Raw genomic sequence first — 16,375 nt, forward strand, 5'->3', positions numbered from 1 at the left:
GCCCCCGCTTGTTCACACAACATCCCTTGCCCCGCCCCTCCCGTAAGCGAACAATAGGCGGATGAACGACCTTTCCCCGTACCCCTATCTGGCGCAGATCGAATCGCCGGAGGATCTCCGCCGTTTCCCGGTGGACGAGCTACCGGCCATCGCCGATGAACTGCGCCGCTACCTCATCGAGGCCGTGGCCTCGTCGGGCGGCCATTTCGGCGCGGGGCTGGGCGTGGTCGAGCTCACCGTGGCCCTGCACCACGTGTTCGAAACCCCGCGCGACCGCCTGGTGTGGGATGTGGGCCACCAGTGCTACCCGCACAAGATCCTGACGGGCCGCCGCGACCGCATCACCACCATCAAGAAGAAGGATGGCCTGGCCCCCTTCCCGCGCCGCGAGGAGAGCGAGTACGACACCTTCGGCGTCGGCCACTCGTCCACCTCCATCTCGGCCGCGCTGGGCATGGCCATCGCCCTGCAGCGCCGTGGCGACCAGCGCAAGGTCGTCGCCGTCATCGGCGATGGCGCCATGACGGCCGGCATGGCGTTCGAGGCCCTGAACCACGGTGGCGATGTCGAGCCCAACATGCTCGTCATCCTCAACGACAACGGCATGTCGATCAGCGAGAACGTCGGCGGCATGACCAAGATGATGGCCCGGGCGCTCTCCAGCCGCACGCTCAACGCGTGGCGCGAGCGCGCCAAGAAAGCCATGCCCCGCGAATCCTTCTTCGGCCGCTTCTTCAAGCGCTGGGAGGAACACGCCAAGGGCATGTTCGTGCCGAGCACGCTGTTCGAGGAGCTGGGCTTCCACTACACCGGCCCCATCGACGGCCACAACATGGCCGCGCTGGTGCAGGCGCTGGAAACCGTCAAGGATCTCCCCGGCCCGCAGCTGCTCCATGTCATGACGACCAAGGGCAAGGGCTACGAACCGGCCGAAAAGGCGCAGATCGAATACCACGCGGTGGGCCCATTCGATCCGGTGGCCGGCCTCGTGAAGAAGGGCGCGCCCGCCAAGCCCACCTACACCGACATCTTCAGCGACTGGCTCTGTGACCAGGCGGCCGCCGACGAGCGCCTGCTCGGCATCACCCCCGCCATGCGCGAGGGCTCGGGCCTGGTGCGGTTCTCGAAGGCCTACCCGCAGCGCTACTTCGACGTGGCCATCGCCGAGCAGCATGCCGTCACCCTCGCCGCCGGCATGGCGGTGGAAGGCGCCAAGCCCGTGGTCGCCATCTACTCGACGTTCCTGCAGCGCGCGTACGACCAGGCCATCCACGACGTGGCCCTGCAGAACCTCGATGTCACGTTCGCGATCGACCGCGCCGGCGTCGTCGGCCCCGATGGCGCCACGCACTCGGGCACGTTCGATCTCTCGTTCATGCGCTGCCTGCCCAACATGGTGATCATGGCGCCGGCCGACGAGAACGAGTGCCGCATGATGTTGAGCACCGGCTTCGCCTACAACGGCCCCGCCGCCGTGCGCTACCCGCGCGGCACCGGCCCGGGCGCCAAGCTTTCCGAATCGTTGGAAACCCTGCCCATCGGCAAGGGCGAAGTGCGCCGCCGCGGCCACCACGGCCTGGCCATCCTCTCGTTCGGCACCATGCTCGCGCCCGCCGCGGTCATCGCCGCCGAAGTGGACGCCACGCTGGTGAACATGCGCTTCGTCAAGCCGCTCGACGAGGAACTGATCCTCGAGATGGCGCGCACGCACCAGGCGTTCGTCACCATCGAAGACAACGCCATCGCCGGTGGTGCCGGCGCGGGCGTGGCGGAGTTCCTCGCGGCGAAGGGCATCACGCTGCCCATCTTCCACCTCGGCCTGCCGGACGAGTACCTGGAACACGGCAGCCGCGAGGAAGTGCTGACCATGGCGGGGCTGGATCTGCCGCAGATCCGCGCCGCGGTGCGTGGGCGGTTCCCGCAGTTTGTTGCTACGGCCGTGGCTAGCGCGGGCTAAGTCCCGCGCTGGTCACGCGGTCGCGGTCTTCGAGATCGCGCGTCGTGGCCACGTCGATCCAATGCGATGCATCGAACAGGGCGCGGGCGACCGCGCCCTGGTTGTATCCGTGTTCGAAAAGCAGCCAGCCATTATCGACAAGGTGTGCCGGCGCACTACCGATGATGCGACGGATATCGTCGAAGCCATCGGCGCCGGATGCCAGCGCACTGCGTGGCTCGAAGCGAAGATCACCCTGCGTGAGGTGTTCGTCCGTGTCCTCGATGTACGGCGGGTTGCTGGCGATCACGTCGTAGCGTTCGCCGCTGACCGGCGCGAACCAGTCGCCATGGTGGAACGCGACGCGCAGGCCGAGCGTGCGCGCGTTGCGTGTCGCGACCTCGAGGGCGGCTTCGCTGGCATCCACGGCGTGCACCGTGGCATCCGGGCGTTCCTTGGCGATGGCCAGGGCAATGGCGCCACTTCCGGTGCCGAGATCGAGCACGCGGCCGCCGGCCGGCAAGCGGGCGAGTACCAGTTCGACAAGCAGCTCGGTCTCCGGTCGCGGTATCAGCGTGGCCGGCGTCACCTCCAGCGGCAACGACCAGAAATCGCGGCGGCCGGTGATGTAGGCGACGGGCTCCCCTGCGGCGCGGCGCGCCACGAGGGCCTGGAAGCCGGCTTCGCGCGCCGGGTCGAGCGCGTCGTCGGCATGGGCGAAGAACCAGGCCCGGTTCACGCCCAGCGCATGCGCGAGCAACGCCTCGGCCTCGAGGCGGTCGCCGAGGGCGTGGCTGGCGGAGCGCAGGATCGTGCGGATATCGGTCATCGGCGCATTCTAGCGGGCCGCCCCGCCTACAATGCGCCGATGCGCCCCCTCCTCATCGCCGTCGCCCTCCTCTGCCTGACGGCATGCCGGGCCACGTTCTTCGCCAGCCTCAATGCCAGCCAGCCGGCCGAAGGCGTCGTGGCCCACCCCGGCCTGGTCTACGACCCTGCGCACCAGCTCGCGCTGGACGTGTACACCCCCGCCCACGCGGACCATGCGCCCGTGGTCGTCTACTTTTACGGCGGCGACTGGCAGGAAGGGAAGCGGCAGTGGGATCGCTGGATGGGCGAGGCGCTGGCGCGCGATGGCATCGTGGCCGTGGTGCCGGATATCCGCCTGTGGCCGGTCGTGCCCATGGCGGGGTTCCTCGTCGATGCCGCGCACGCGGTGCGCTGGGTGCACGACCATATCGGTGAGTTCGGCGGCGCGCCGGGCGACGTGTTCCTCATGGGGCATTCCTCCGGGGGCCATATCGCCGCGATGCTGGCCACGGACAAACAGTGGCTGGGGGCGGTGGGCATGCAGCCGCGCGACCTCGCCGGGTGGATTGGCATCGCGGGCGCCTACGATTTCCTGCCGATCGACGAAGACCCCGATTACGTGGGCATGTTCGGGAACACGCCCACGGAACAGGCCGCATCGCAGCCGGTGAACTTCGTCGATGGCGACGAGCCGCCCGCGCTGCTGCTGCAGGGCGAGAAGGACACCGAGGTGTACCCGACGGAGGCGCTGTCGATGGCGGCGCGCTACAACGATGCCGGCGATCCAGCCGAGCTGAAGCTCTATCCGGGGGTGGGCCACGAAGGCCTGCTGCTGTCGTTCGGGCCCATGAAGCACCGCGCCACCGCGCTGGCGGATACCGTCGACTTCATCCGTCGCCACCCCGCGCACTGACCGCTGCATCCGTCTTCACGCGGCGTACGTAAACGTTGGGTATGACCCGACTCCTGCTTACGTCACTCATCGCCCTGCTCCTCACTGGCTGCCAGGCCGCCCTCTTCACCGTCGTCAACGCGCGCCAGCCCTCGGCGGGCGTGGTCGCGCATCGCGACATCCCGTTCGACAACGGCCTCTCGCTCGACGTGTATTCGCCGCCCGATGCCACGCATGCACCCGTCGTGGTGTTCTTCTATGGCGGCAGCTGGAAGAGCGGCAAGCGGCAGTGGTACCGATGGGTGGGCGAGGCGCTGGCCGCACGTGGCATGGTCGTGGTGGTGCCGGACTACCGCACTTGGCCGAAAGCGAAGCTCGATGGTTTCATGGACGATGCCGCGCACGCGGTGGCATGGTCGCGCGGGCATGCGGCAGCCTACGGCGGCGATGCGTCGCACCTGTTCGTGATGGGGCATTCGGCGGGTGCGCACATCGCGGCGCTGCTCGCCACGGATAAGCATTGGCTTGAAGCCGTCGGCATGCGGCCGCGCGACCTATCGGGGTTCATCGGTCTGGCGGGGCCGTACGACTTCCTGCCGCTGACGGACGACAGCTTCATCGACATGTTCGGCAAGACGCCCGCGGAGCAGGCGCGGTCGCAGCCGGTGAACTTCGTCGATGGCGATGAACCGCCTGCCTTGCTTCTGCAAGGTGATGCGGACACCACCGTGAAGCCGTCGAACGCGACCTCGCTGGCGGACCGCTACCGGGCGCGGGGCGAGGCCGTGGCGCTGAAGATGTACCCCGGCGTGAAGCACATCGGCATCTTGCTGGCGTTGGGGCCTTCGAAGGGCAAGGCGCCGGTGCTCGAGGATGTGGTCACCTTCATCAACGCAAATTAAGACCATGTAGGAGCGCGCTCCCACAGACGAGCCGGTTTAGCCATGCGTTTCAGTAACGCTTGCGCCCTTCGGCGTTGCCGCCGCGCGCGGCATCAAGCACTTCCGGGTACGGGTAGTTGAGCCCAAGCAGCTGCTTGATGTCGGGGCTTGCCGCTTTCACGAACGCCTCGGGCAGCGCCGCCGGCAGGTCTTCCATCGGCTTGATGAACTTGGGCAGGTACTGGGTGATGATGGCCGAGCGGTCGATGGTGCTGCGGTTGGGCATCGCGCAATGCCACACGGCGCCAAAGAACACGACGGTGTCGCCGGCTTCACCGAGCATGCGTTCGCATCGGTCGAAGAAGCGGTCGTCCTCGTCGGGGTAGCGCAGCTCGCGCTGCGTGCCGGGCACGTAGGCCGTGGCGCCGGTTTCTTCGGTGAAGGGGTCCAGCATGATCGTCACCTGGCCGTTCAACGGGAACGCCGAGCTGATGCGCGCCGGGTGGGTTTCCGGCGAATGGAAATCCCAGTACGGGTAATCGATATGCGGCTCCTGCCCGGGGCCACCCGGCAGGATACGGTTGGCGGCGATCGAGCCCATGATGAATTCGCTGCCCAGGAAGGCGCGCATCACTGTCATGATGGCCGGGTGCGCGGCCATGCGCGAGAAGATGTCACCCTTCGCCAGCAGGTTCCACACGCGGCGCTGCAGGTTGATGCGCCCCGCTTTTTCCGCATCGCCCTGGAAATGGGTGACCTTGGCTCCACGGTCGTCGGCGTTGGATTCGCGCATGACGATGTCGCGCGCCTGCGCGATCTCCGCCTTGGTGAACAGCCCGCGCAAGGTCACCGCGCCGATGCCGTCCAGTAGTTCGTGCACGATGGCGTCGGTATCGAGGTTCGCTTCGGTGAAGACGGGTGGCACGACGGCAGGCTGGCGTACGGCGTTCATGGCGGGGTCTCCGGGCGGTGGCGAGGCTTACGCTATGCCCATTTGCAAGCGCTTGCAAATTGCGGTGCAGCATCGGCAGTATCGGGGGTATCGCGTGCAAGCACGCTCCCACAAAAGGCGGGGCTGGATATGGCTTTGGTTCGGATCGGGTTGATTGGCGCGGGGTACATGGGCAAGGCGCATACCATCGCGCTGCAATCGGTCGGGGCCGTTTTTGAGACGGGGCTCAAACCGGTGTGCGAGATGATTGCCACCTCCACCGCTGAAGGCGCCGCTGAGCACGCCGCCCGGTGGGGCTGGAACCGCTCCACCGGCGACTGGCGGGCGCTCATCGCCGATCCGCACGTCGACGCCATCATCATCGCCACGCCCCCGCGCACGCACCTGGCCATGGTGCTGGCCTGCGTCGCGGCCGGCAAACCGGTCCTCTGCGAGAAGCCGCTGGGCTGCGACCCCGCCGAATCCCTGCGCATGGTCGAGGCCGTCGAGCAGGCCGGCCTCGCCAACATGGTGGGCTTCAACTACATCCGCACGCCGGCCAGCCAGTTGGCGAAGCAGGTCATCGCTTCGGGCGAGATCGGCGACGTGATCCAGGTGACCGCCGAGCACGTCGAGGACTACCTGCACGACCCCGCCCTGCCCGCCTCGTGGCGCACGCGCATCAGCACGGGTACCGAGGCCGGCGCGCTGGCCGATGTCGCCCCGCATATCGTCAACGCGTGCCTGCGCCTCGTCGGGCCCATCAGCAGCCTCGTCGCCGACACGCAGATCGTCCACGCCACCCGCCCCGGCCCGGATGGCCCGGAGGCCATCGAGAACGACGACCAGGGGCAGATGCTGCTGCGCTTCGCCAACGGCGCCAGCGGCAGCCTCAGCTTCAGCCGCGTGGCCGCGGGAAGAAAGATGGGCTACACGTACCGCATCACCGGAACCCAAGGAGCCCTGTACTTCGACCAGGAAGACCAGAACGCGCTATGGCTCTACGACGCCGCGCGCGAACCGGCACGGCGAGGCTTCCAGAAGCTGCTGATGGGCCCGCCGCACCCGGATTACCTCGCCTTCAACATGGGCTTCGGCCACGGCACCGGCTACAACGACCAGATCGTGATCGAGATGCGCGATTTCCTGCGTGCGGTGGAGAGCGGCAACGCCGTGTGGCCGACCTTCCGTGATGGGTATGAGGTGGACCGGATCGTCGATGCGGCGTTGGTTTCCGCGCGGGAGCGCCGCTGGGTCGATCTCTAAATAGAGGACCCGAATGTGGGAGCGCGCTTGCGCGCGATGTGCTTGCGGCACGACCCATCGCGCGCAAGTGCGCTCCCACAGAATATCAGCAGCACAGAGGGTGGCGTGTTAGCGCAGGCTTGAGCGCTCAACCAGCTCGCAAGGAAACAGCTTGCTGCGCGGCACCGCATTCGCATCTTCCACCCACGCTGCGATGCGTTCGATGGCGTGGAGCACCATCGCGCGGATGGGTTGGCGGATGGTGGTGAGCGAATAGGATGCCCACGCCGCGAGGGGCATGTCGTCGAACCCCACGATGCTGACCTGGCCCGGCACGTCCACGCCGCGTTCGCGGCAGGCATCGATGGCACCCATGGCCAACACGTCGTCGCCGCAGAACACGCCATCGATGGTGGCGTCGTCGTCGAGCAGCGCCAGCATGGCGTCGCGGCCGTGGTCGTGCGTGTAGTTGCCGGCGAACACCGTGCGGCGCAAGGCCTTGCCCGCGGCCTCGGCGAACCCGTTGGCGCGATCGATGGACGACGCATCGTGCGGGGACCCGCCCAGGTAGGCGAGCTTCTTCAGCCCACGCTGGCGCATCGCCTCGCCGACCATGCGCCCACCGGCGATGTTGTCGACGGTGGCGACGGGCACGGGTGAGCCCCGCCCCGCCCGGCCGAACACATGGATGACGGGCATGCCCACCGCGCGGCACGAGGCCGCGAACCCCGCGGGCGGCGCTGACGTGGCGATGAGCACTGCATCGACGCTGTACTGGCGCATCATGTCGAGCGCGTGGCTGCCATCCTCGTCCTCGCCCAGGTTCGCCAGCAGCGGCCGCAGCCCGCGCGCCTGCAGCTCGCGGGTGAACAGGTCGAACACCTCCATGAAGGTGGGGTTCGCGAAGTGGTTGGAGACCAGGCCGATAAGCGCGGTGCGCCCGGTCATGAGGCTGCGCGCCAGCTGGTTCGGCCGGTAGCCCAGCGACTCGGCCGCGGCCAGCACCCGTTCCTTCGTCTTCGCCGATACGCTGGCACCGGGCGTGAACGTGCGCGACACGGCCGAGATGGAAACCCCGGCCATTTCGGCGACATCGCGAGCGGTGGTGGTGCGGCTATGCATGGGCCGTAGCGTAACCCAAGCCCGGCCCGGCGGCGCTAGGCCACGACGGAGAGGTGGACGGACTGGGCCTGCATGATGTCGAGCTGCTTGCCGAGGTGTGCGTACCACGCGGCGAGGGGGCTGCCGGTTTGTTCGCTGTACTGGCGGCAGCCGTTGAGCTGGGCGCGGAGGTTGAAGGGGACATCGGGGGCGTCATCCATCTGGGTGGCGCCGAGCTGGTTCATGATTCCTGTGACATCGTCCGGCTCGATCGTGTTCGAAAAGATCCGCTCGTTGATATAGGCCTCGAGCTGGCGAGGCGTGACGTGCGAGAAGTCGATCTTTTTCGACAGGCCCGACCCCATGGACTGGTCGGTACGCGCAGGCGCGCCGGGCGACGACGCACTCGGCTTCGCGAACATCATGGCAATGGACTTAGGTACGGCGGACAGCGTCGAAACTTCCATGCGAGTGCTCCGTGGTGGGGACATCGATGGCAGCACGTAATGACCCGTTGCGGAAGGCGGGAGGACACGACGGTTGGCATTCCCCTTCACACATTGCAGCGAGCGCCTACAAAGGTGCATCGCCAAGGCATCGGATCACGTCGAGCAAATCCCCTACAGGAATTGACGGCCTCCGCCCAATCCACGCGACGCCCTTCCTGCATCAGCATGATTCGCGGCCATGGGGCCGCCCAAGGAGATTCCTGAAATGAAGATCATGTTCCTTTCGTTGCTCGCTGTTCTCCCGTTCGTTCCCGTGAATGCCAACTCCCTCAGTCGCGCGTACGTTTACAGGGTTGACTCCGCTTTGGCTGGCTCGGAAATCATCACCGGGCGTAGCAGCACCACGCGTGACCACGGCGGTGCCTGGATGCGGATCCAGACCGACGATGTCGGTTACGGCAACAACCCGCAGGCGCGCCTCCTGGGCAACGCGCTTCGCGAGATCAAAACCGAGCCGTTGTGCAACAGCCATGGTTCGCTGGCGCCGTGCAACCGCGGCACGGTCGTCGGCTACCGCCGCACGTGGGATGCCAGTGGGCACCAGGGAGGCAACTTCGAGTACATGGTGATTCCGAACGGCACGGGTGGCCCCGTGCGGTTGAATTTCCAGGTGCGGTAGCTTGCATGAAAAAGGCCGGGCGACTTTCGTCGCCCGGCCTTTAGGAGCATCGCGCGCAAGCGCGCTCCCACAAACAGCAAAGATAGTCCAGACCGTCGGTTATTTGATGGTCTTCGGATCCTGCTTGTCCTTCAGGGCCGAGCACAGCAGGATCGCTTCGCTGGTCTGGGCCAGGCCGCGTTCGGCGCCGCTCACCTGGGCCAGGCGGGGCTTGAAGAACTCGCTGAGGCGGTCGGCCTCGGCCTTCGAGCAACCACCGCCCGCGGCGAGCGAGGGCAGCTTGCCGCCGGCGAAGCTGCCGGTGCGTGCGACGATCTTGTCGTAGTTCGTGGTGAACCACTTCCACTGGTCGTTGCGGGTGGATTCGCTGTCGCGGCCGCCCATGAGCACCATCGCCATCTCGCCAACCTTCACGTCCTTGCCCAGGGCGAAGTCACGCGCCTTGTTGGCCACGGCCGGGTCGGTTGCTTCCGACAAGGCCACCAGCATGGCGTTGCGCTTGGCCGGGTCGGAGGTCTTCGGGATCTCGGCGATCAGCGCATCGACGGCCGGGGCACCATGCTCCTGCACCGACACGCCAAGGGCGGTGGCGAGCAGGTCGGAGTCGGCGGCTTCGAGGTCGAGGTGGCCGTCCTTCGTCTTCAGCGCGGCATCGCCCTGCTTCAGCATCTCGGCGCGCACATCCTTGTCACCGATATCCTTGTCGGCAAGGAAGGCCACCAGCACGTTGCGGGTCAGCGTGTCGTTATCCTTCTCGCCGGCCTTCTTGCGGTAGCCAAGCGGGGCCAGCTTCGGCTTGTAGGCGTCGATGGCCCACTTGCGCAGCGTGGCGCGCTGGGCATCGGTGCTGGCCTCGTGGTCCATGATCCAGGTGAAGGTGTTCATCGGCGCGGTGAACACCTCGCGGGTGCCCGACGCCGTGATCGGCTTCAGCGCGGCGAGCACGTCGCCCGCGTCGAGGTCGCCGTGCTGGAAGCCGGCGCGCACGGCGTCGGCGTAGGCCAGCTGCTCGGCATCGCTCAGCTTGCCCACCACCTTGGCCAGGTTGGCCAGGTCGGCCTTGCCTTCGGCGAAGCGGTAGTAGCCGCGGCCGTTGGCGTTCGGCATCACCCACGTGCCCTTGGCGGCGCCGTCGAGCACCATGCTGCCTTCGGCGGTGTTGAAGATTTCGCACTTCACCTTGTCGCCGCCGGCCACGCCGTAGCGGACGCACATGGGCACGCCCCACACGCGGTTCGCATCACCGGTGCTGCCCAGCGGCAGGTAGCGGCTCTGCTTCATGTGCAGCACGGTCTTGCCACCGTCGGTCTTCACCTCGGTGACCACGTAGGGCACGCCCGACTGGTCGAGGAACGAGTTGAAGGCCTTCTTGAAGTCATCGCCCTGGCCCGCGGCTTCGGCGATCGAATCGACGAGGTCGTCGGCCGTGGCGTTGGCGAACTTGTGCTTCTGGATATAGGCGCGCATGCCCTTCTGGAACACGGGCTCGGAGACGAAGCCTTCGAACATGCCCAGCACCGCCGCACCCTTCTGGTAGGTGATGCCGTCGAACGCGGTTTCGATGTCGCCGTTGCCGGTGATTTCCTGGCGGATCTTGCGGGCGCTGACGAGGCTGTCATTGCCCATGGCACCCTGGGCGCCACGCACGCGGTCGAGGTCGGCGCGGTATTCCGGGTGCACCTTCTGCGTCACCTTCTGCTGCATCCAGGTGGCGAAGGCTTCGTTGAGCCACAGGTCGTTCCACCACGCCATGGTGACGGTATCGCCCGTCCACTGGTGGGCCAGCTCATGCGCGTTGACGTTGAACGAGCCGCGCACGTAGTTGGCGGCCGAATCCGGGTCGATCAGCAGCAGCCAGTCACGGAAGGTGACAAGGCCGGCGTTCTCCATCGCGCCTGCGCTGAAGTCGGGCGCGGCGAGCAGGTCGAGCTTGTCGAACGGGTAGCCGAAGCCGTAGTAATCCTCGAGCGTGTGGATGATCGAGTTCGTCTCGCCCAACACGTGCTGCATGCGGTGGCCTTCGCCCTTGGCGGCGATGCCGCGCAGCGGGGTGGCGGTGGCGCGGTACTGGGTCGGCGTGATATCCGGGCCCTTCACCACGTCCCACGGGCCGACGGCGAACGCGACCAGGTAGGTCGGCAGCGGCTTGGTGGTGGAGAACGTCAGCGTCTTCCAGCCGGCGCCGGCCTTCTCTTCCTTCACCTGCGCGGTGTTGGCCACGCCCTGGTCATCGGCGGGGATGGTGAGACTGATGTCGTACGGGGTCTTGAAACGCGGCTCGTCGAAGCCCGGGAACGCATAGCGGGCCGATACCGGCTCCATCTGCGTCATCGCGTAGGGGATGCCCTCGTGCGAGACCTTGTACAGGCCCTGCAGCTGCTTGTTCAGCGGCGCGGTGAAGTCGATGGCGACGGTGATCTCGCCCTCGAGCTTGCCGCCCAGGTCGAGGCGGGCCACGCCTTCCTTCTCGGCGGCGACGGTGTACTTGCCGGTGTGCTTCTTGCCGGCGGCGTCGGTGACGACGACCTTGGACACCTTCAGCTCCTTGCCGTGGATCCAGACGAAGTCCGACGGCTGGGTGAGCTTGAGCTTGATGGTGGTCGAGCCGGAATAATCTTCCTGCTTCGGGTCCACCTTGAAGGCGAGCTTGTAGCTTTCCGGCTGGGCCCACTCGGGGAGGTGGCCAAGCGGCGGCGCGGCGTCCGTGCCGGCGGCGAGCGCGGCGCCACAGCAGGCGGCGAGCGCGGTGAGGATGAGGGGACGGACGATACGACGCATGGCAGGTGGGACTCCCTGTAGGTAATCCCTTACATCCTGCGGAGCGGGGTGACCTTCGACACAGTGCCGGAAGGCACCCCTCCCTTACCGCACCGCGTCACGCCTCGACGATGGGCTTGAACCCGCCCCAGAACATCCGCTTGCCGTCGAAGGGCATGGCCTTGGGGTCCTTGTACTTGTCAAACCTCGGATCTTCCATGACTTTTTTCATGATCCGGTCGCGGTCCCGGCGGCTTTTGTAGACGACCCAGGCGAAGACAACGATCTCACCCGGCTTGAGCTTCACGGCCTGCGGGAAGGACGTGACCTTGCCGGGCTGGACATCGTCAGCGACGCATTCGGTGTAGGCGAGCGCCCCGTGCTCCATCCAGACTTTGGCGCCGAGCCGCGCCATCTTCTTGTACTCGGCCAGGTTGGCCTCGGGCACCGGCAGAACGAAACCATCGACATAGCTCATGGCACACCCTCCGCTTGGTTAGGTGGGCGGAGCATGTGCCGGAAAAACGAAAGGCCGCGTTAAACCGCGGCCTTTTGTAGGAGCTCACCCTGTGAGCGATGCTTTTAAGGCGGCGCCGCAGGGGTGTGGATTGGGGCGAGGAGATGTCGCCCACAGGGTGGGCTCCTACAGGGAGCCGACCCCGTGTTGCGGAATTTCTCAGCCCGCGGCGTCGGCCTGCTCGAGCACCACGGCCACCGCGTGGATCACCGAGGCGATGCGCACGGCGCTCTGGATGCCTTGGACGCTGACGCCGCCATCGCGCAGCACCTTGTCGTGCGAGTCGATGCACATGCCGCAACCATTCACGGCCGACACCGCCAGCGAAACGAGTTCGAAGTCGTTCTTCGCCTCGCCCTTGTAGGCGCCGATGACGTTCATGCGCAGCTTGGCCGGCATGGTGTCGTACTCGGGGTGCGAGACCAGGTGCTGGAAGCGGTAGTAGATGTTGTTCATGCCCATGATCGCGGCCGAACCCTTGGCGGCGGTGAGCTGCTCGGCGCTGGCGTGCTCGGCGGCGAACGCGGCGACGGCTTCCGTCAGCGGCTTGAAGCGGGCGGCATAGGCGGAGCCCATGGCGATCATGGCGATCTGCGCCTTGTTCAGGCCCGGCGCGCCGGCTTCGCTGAGCACGGAATCGAGGTTGAGCTTGAGGTCCTTGGCGTAGTCGGGCAGCTGGCTGCGAAGGTCGGCGAGGCTCATCGGTGTGCTCCTGGTAACTGGTTAAGGATGAAGGGAAAGTGTCGCGGAATGGCTCGGCGCACAGGCGCCGGTTCACGCGAAGGCCCGCCGGTTGGCGTGCCGTGGGAATGCGGGGGTGTTGCAAGGGTGACTCAGGGTTGTAGGAGCCCACCCTGTGGGCGACGCCTTTTGCGGAAGAGCCGAGGGCCCTGGGGCGTTACCGCAAAAGATGTCGCGCACAGGGTGCGCTCCTACAGATTGCCCGCGCCGCGCGGGGGAGGGAGCTATGCGGCGCGGGACTTTGACTGCTCAAAGTGCCTTAGGCGACCTTCAGGGTCTCTTCGCCGGCCTTCCAGTTGCAGGCGCACAGCTCGTCGGTCTGCAGGGCGTCGAGGACGCGCAGCACTTCGTCCGGGTTACGGCCGACCGAACCGGCGGTGACGTAGGCGAACTGGATTTCGCCGTTCGGATCGACCAGGAAGGTAGCGCGCTGGGCGACGCCGTCGTTGGTGAGGATGCCGAGGGCCGAGGTGAGCTCCTTCTTGATGTCCGCCAGCATCGGGAACTTGAGGTCCTTCAGGTCGGCGTGGTCCATGCGCCAGGCGCGGTGGACGAATTCGCTGTCGGTCGAGGCGGCCAGGATCTGGCAGTCACGGTCGGCGAACTGCTCGTTGAGGTCGCTGAAGCCCTTGATCTCGGTCGGGCAGACGAAGGTGAAATCCTTCGGGTAGAAGAACACGAGCTTCCACTTACCCTCGTACGACTTGTCGGAGATCGTGGTGAAGGCGTCTTCGATCTTGTTGGCCAGCGGGCCACCGTCGACGGCCAGCAGGTTGAATTCGGGGAACTTATCGCCAATGGTCAGCATGATTCGACTCTCCAGAGTGAGGGTGGGTGTAAAGGGGTTGCCCGCCTGGGGAAGCGAGCGATAGAGAGAGGTTAACGAAGCCGGACATATATCTCAAATCGATTGTAGGCATCAATGTGATAGACTGTGGCTATCGCAACGCCTCTCGGGATCGTGCAGATGAACCTTCGAGACCTTTCTTACCTGGTGGCCCTGGCCGAGCACCGTCACTTCGGCCGTGCCGCCGAGGCCAGCTTCGTCAGCCAGCCCACGCTGTCCACCCAGATCCGCAAGCTCGAGGACGAGCTGGGCGTGGCCCTGGTGGAGCGAACCCCCCGCAAGGTGCTGCTGACCGAAACCGGCCGCGAGATCGCCCGCCGCGCGCGCGGGGTGCTGTCGCAGGTGGACGAGATCAAGGCCATCGCGCAGCGCACCCGCGACCCGGAATCGGGCACCATCCGGCTCGGCATCTTCCCCACCCTGGGGCCCTACCTGCTGCCGCATGTCATCCCCCGCCTGCGCGACCGCTTCCCCCGGCTGGAGCTGCTGCTGCGCGAGGAGAAGACCGAGCAGGTGCTGCACATGCTGCGCGAGGGCACGCTGGATGCCGGCATCCTCGCCCTGCCCGTGCACGACGATTCGCTGCACACCGAGTTCCTGTTCGAGGAGCCCTTCGTGCTGGCCGTGCCAAGCGGCCACGAGCTGGCCACCCGGCATGGCCGGCTGCGCATGGACGACCTGGCCGAGCAGAACCTGCTGCTGCTGGAGGATGGCCACTGCCTGCGCGACCAGGCGCTGGAGGTGTGCCACCTCGCCGGCGCCGGCGAGAAATCGGGGTTCCGCGCCACCAGCCTGGAAACGCTGCGCCAGATGGTCTCGGCCAACGTGGGCATCACCCTGCTACCCACGCTGGCGGTGAAGCCGCCCGTGGCGCAGTCGACCAACGTGCAGCTCATCGAGTTCGAGGAGCCGGCACCCAGCCGCCGCATCGCCATGTTGTGGCGCAAGAGCTCGGCCATGACCCCGTTCTTCGAGGCGCTGGCCGAGGTGGTGCGCGGCGTGCCCGGTGAGCTTTTCAACGCCCAGGGGTGCGCCACCGGTCAACCGTCCGGCCCGTCAGCCGTTGCCCACTCGATTCCCTGACGGTTCCCACTGATGCGTCCCTGGCTTGTCGCCCTGCTGGTCGTGCTCTGCAGCTGGGGCGGCTACCACTGGTACCGCCACCGGCCGGTGCATAACGCGCCGGGCATCGTCGCGGGCGACGTGCCCGACCAGGAAGACCTGAGCCGCGGCACGGAGCTGTCGCGCGGCCATTTCAAGCTGGAGCCCCGGGCCAGGTTCGCCATGACCGGCCGCGTGCTCTCGCGCGAGGATTACCAGCTGGACGACCTGGCGCCCATCGCGCCCACCGACCTCGCCATGGGCTGGGGCCGGATGTCGGATTCGGCGGTGCTGGACAAGATCCGCATCTCGCAGTCGAACCGGTTTTACTTCTGGTACACCGATAACTTCCCGATCCCGCGCCACGAGATCGAGGACAGCAGCGCCAACATGCACATGATCCCCGCGAACGATTCCGCCGCCCGGCAGCTGCGCGACGTGCGCCCGGGCGAGGTCATCCACTTCGAGGGCTTCCTCGTCGACATCAAGCGCGACGATGGCTGGCACTGGGATACCTCGCTGACGCGCGAGGACACCGGCGCGGGTGGCTGCGAGATCGTGCTGGTAGAGAGCCTGGCCGAGGAACGCCCGCGCCCCGCTCAGTAACTGGCGAGGGCGTGCAACGGCGCGGTGCCACCCCAGCGCGCGCGCCCGTTGAGGCCCGGCAGCTCGATGGCCACGCTGGCGCCCACCACCTCGGCGCCCAGGCGCTCGACCAGGCGGCGCGCGGCATCGAGGGTACCGCCCGTGGCCAGCACGTCATCGACGATGATGACGCGCTCGCCCGGCGCCAGCGCGTTGGTGCCGATCTCGAGCCGGTCGAGCCCGTATTCCAGGCCGTAATCCATGCCCACCACCGGCGGCGGCAGCTTGCCGGCCTTGCGCAGGGGCACGAAGCCGGCGCTGAGCGCCTGGGCCATGGCCGCGCCGAAGATGAAGCCGCGCGATTCGATGCCGCACACGGCGCCGATGCCCTGCTCGCGCCACGGGGCGCACAGCGCGTCGATGCATTCGGCGAAGGCGGCCGGATCGGCCAGCAACGGCGTGATGTCCTTGAACATGATGCCCGGGCGCGGGAAATCCGGCACATCGCGGACAAGGTCGAAAATGGCCTGCATGGGGGGGTCCTGTGGGGTGTGCCGGCTCAGGCCGGCAGGATGCCGGGGTCGAAGCCGTCCTCGGCGGCGGCCGCGCGGGCCTCGGCCAGGCGCGCGTCCACGTCGCGGACGATGGCCTCGGCGGTATCGCGCGCGGCCTCGGGCACCATGACGGCGACGAGGCCCATGACGGGCAGCTCACCCATGGCACCGGTGAGGTACTCGCCGGAAATGAACGCGGGGATCTCCGCCTGCGCGAGCGCATCACGCACCAGGTGGGCGTCGATGAGGTTCTGCGCGTGGTAGACGATCCGCATGCGGGCAAGCTACCCGGCCCACGGCCCCGCGGCAAGCATCGGCCGCGCGGGAAAGGTAAACTTGGCGGTTTGCG

Annotated in this window: 17 protein-coding genes; 7 read left to right on the top strand and 10 right to left on the bottom strand. The window is 67.0% G+C overall.

Annotated features, from left to right (window positions below):
- Positions 1 to 61 precede the first annotated feature (61 nt).
- Positions 62 to 1,957 carry a 1-deoxy-D-xylulose-5-phosphate synthase gene (gene dxs, locus VI08_RS14650; RefSeq protein ID WP_045830354.1) on the top strand — a complete coding sequence of 632 codons (1,896 nt, stop codon included), beginning with the start codon at positions 62 to 64 and terminating at the stop codon, positions 1,955 to 1,957.
- Here the strand turns inward: dxs and prmC are convergent.
- Positions 1,944 to 2,765 carry a peptide chain release factor N(5)-glutamine methyltransferase gene (gene prmC / locus VI08_RS14655; protein ID WP_045830355.1) on the bottom strand — a complete coding sequence of 274 codons (822 nt, stop codon included), beginning with the start codon at positions 2,763 to 2,765 and terminating at the stop codon, positions 1,944 to 1,946. The two genes, dxs and prmC, sit on opposite strands and share 14 nt — an antisense overlap.
- Positions 2,766 to 2,804: 39 nt before the next feature.
- On the opposite strand from prmC, the gene VI08_RS14660 reads away from it, so the two are divergent.
- Both VI08_RS14660 and VI08_RS14665 read left to right on the top strand, forming a co-directional pair.
- Positions 2,805 to 3,659, top strand: coding sequence for an alpha/beta hydrolase (locus tag VI08_RS14660; protein WP_045830356.1), 855 nt, complete (start codon positions 2,805 to 2,807; stop codon positions 3,657 to 3,659).
- Between the two features lie 41 nt (positions 3,660 to 3,700).
- A complete protein-coding gene (locus tag VI08_RS14665; RefSeq protein WP_045830357.1) occupies positions 3,701 to 4,540 on the top strand; it encodes an alpha/beta hydrolase in 840 nt (279 codons plus the stop codon).
- 49 nt (positions 4,541 to 4,589) lie between these two features.
- Here the strand turns inward: VI08_RS14665 and VI08_RS14670 are convergent, their stop codons facing one another.
- Positions 4,590 to 5,471, bottom strand: coding sequence for a phytanoyl-CoA dioxygenase family protein (locus VI08_RS14670; protein WP_084621539.1), 882 nt, complete (start codon positions 5,469 to 5,471; stop codon positions 4,590 to 4,592).
- Positions 5,472 to 5,600: 129 nt separating this feature from the next.
- Between VI08_RS14670 and VI08_RS14675 the strand changes: the two genes are divergently transcribed.
- A complete protein-coding gene (locus VI08_RS14675) occupies positions 5,601 to 6,716 on the top strand; it encodes a Gfo/Idh/MocA family protein (protein ID WP_045830358.1) in 1,116 nt (371 codons plus the stop codon).
- Between the two features lie 108 nt (positions 6,717 to 6,824).
- Here the strand turns inward: VI08_RS14675 and VI08_RS14680 are convergent, their stop codons facing one another.
- Both VI08_RS14680 and VI08_RS14685 read right to left on the bottom strand, forming a co-directional pair.
- Positions 6,825 to 7,817, bottom strand: coding sequence for a LacI family DNA-binding transcriptional regulator (locus tag VI08_RS14680; RefSeq protein ID WP_045830359.1), 993 nt, complete (start codon positions 7,815 to 7,817; stop codon positions 6,825 to 6,827).
- Between the two features lie 35 nt (positions 7,818 to 7,852).
- Positions 7,853 to 8,263, bottom strand: a complete 411-nt coding sequence (locus VI08_RS14685) for a hypothetical protein (protein ID WP_045830360.1) — start codon at positions 8,261 to 8,263, stop codon at positions 7,853 to 7,855.
- A gap of 247 nt (positions 8,264 to 8,510) precedes the next feature.
- Here VI08_RS14685 and VI08_RS14690 point away from each other — a divergent pair, with 247 nt between their 5' ends.
- A complete protein-coding gene (locus tag VI08_RS14690) occupies positions 8,511 to 8,924 on the top strand; it encodes a DUF4879 domain-containing protein (protein WP_052697978.1) in 414 nt (137 codons plus the stop codon).
- Positions 8,925 to 9,023: 99 nt separating this feature from the next.
- On the opposite strand, the gene VI08_RS14695 is transcribed toward VI08_RS14690, so the two are convergent.
- From VI08_RS14695 to VI08_RS14710, 4 genes are all read right to left on the bottom strand, one after another.
- A complete protein-coding gene (locus VI08_RS14695; RefSeq protein ID WP_045830361.1) occupies positions 9,024 to 11,702 on the bottom strand; it encodes a M1 family metallopeptidase in 2,679 nt (892 codons plus the stop codon).
- A gap of 97 nt (positions 11,703 to 11,799) precedes the next feature.
- Entirely contained in the window at positions 11,800 to 12,159 is a 360-nt protein-coding gene (locus VI08_RS14700) for a DUF1428 domain-containing protein (RefSeq protein WP_045830362.1), read from the bottom strand.
- Between the two features lie 198 nt (positions 12,160 to 12,357).
- On the bottom strand, positions 12,358 to 12,900 hold the full coding sequence (locus tag VI08_RS14705; RefSeq protein ID WP_045830363.1) for a carboxymuconolactone decarboxylase family protein: 543 nt from the start codon (positions 12,898 to 12,900) through the stop codon (positions 12,358 to 12,360).
- 298 nt (positions 12,901 to 13,198) lie between these two features.
- Positions 13,199 to 13,747 (bottom strand): peroxiredoxin, encoded by a 549-nt coding sequence (locus VI08_RS14710; RefSeq protein WP_045830364.1) that lies wholly within the window; start codon positions 13,745 to 13,747, stop codon positions 13,199 to 13,201.
- Positions 13,748 to 13,906: 159 nt separating this feature from the next.
- Here VI08_RS14710 and oxyR point away from each other — a divergent pair, with 159 nt between their 5' ends.
- Complete coding sequence (oxyR, locus tag VI08_RS14715; protein ID WP_045830365.1) at positions 13,907 to 14,869, top strand: DNA-binding transcriptional regulator OxyR; 963 nt, start codon at positions 13,907 to 13,909, stop codon at positions 14,867 to 14,869.
- A 12-nt stretch (positions 14,870 to 14,881) separates the two neighbouring features.
- Positions 14,882 to 15,493 (top strand): hypothetical protein, encoded by a 612-nt coding sequence (locus VI08_RS14720; protein ID WP_045830366.1) that lies wholly within the window; start codon positions 14,882 to 14,884, stop codon positions 15,491 to 15,493.
- On the opposite strand, the gene VI08_RS14725 is transcribed toward VI08_RS14720, so the two are convergent.
- Both VI08_RS14725 and VI08_RS14730 read right to left on the bottom strand, forming a co-directional pair.
- Positions 15,487 to 16,005 (bottom strand): adenine phosphoribosyltransferase, encoded by a 519-nt coding sequence (locus VI08_RS14725; protein ID WP_045830367.1) that lies wholly within the window; start codon positions 16,003 to 16,005, stop codon positions 15,487 to 15,489. The genes VI08_RS14720 and VI08_RS14725 overlap by 7 nt on opposite strands.
- 26 nt (positions 16,006 to 16,031) lie before the next feature.
- Complete coding sequence (locus VI08_RS14730) at positions 16,032 to 16,301, bottom strand: DUF2007 domain-containing protein (RefSeq protein WP_045830368.1); 270 nt, start codon at positions 16,299 to 16,301, stop codon at positions 16,032 to 16,034.
- Between the last annotated feature and the right edge of the window lie 74 nt (positions 16,302 to 16,375).

This window comes from Luteibacter yeojuensis (assembly GCF_000964085.1).
Taxonomy (GTDB): Bacteria; Pseudomonadota; Gammaproteobacteria; order Xanthomonadales; family Rhodanobacteraceae; genus Luteibacter; species Luteibacter yeojuensis_A.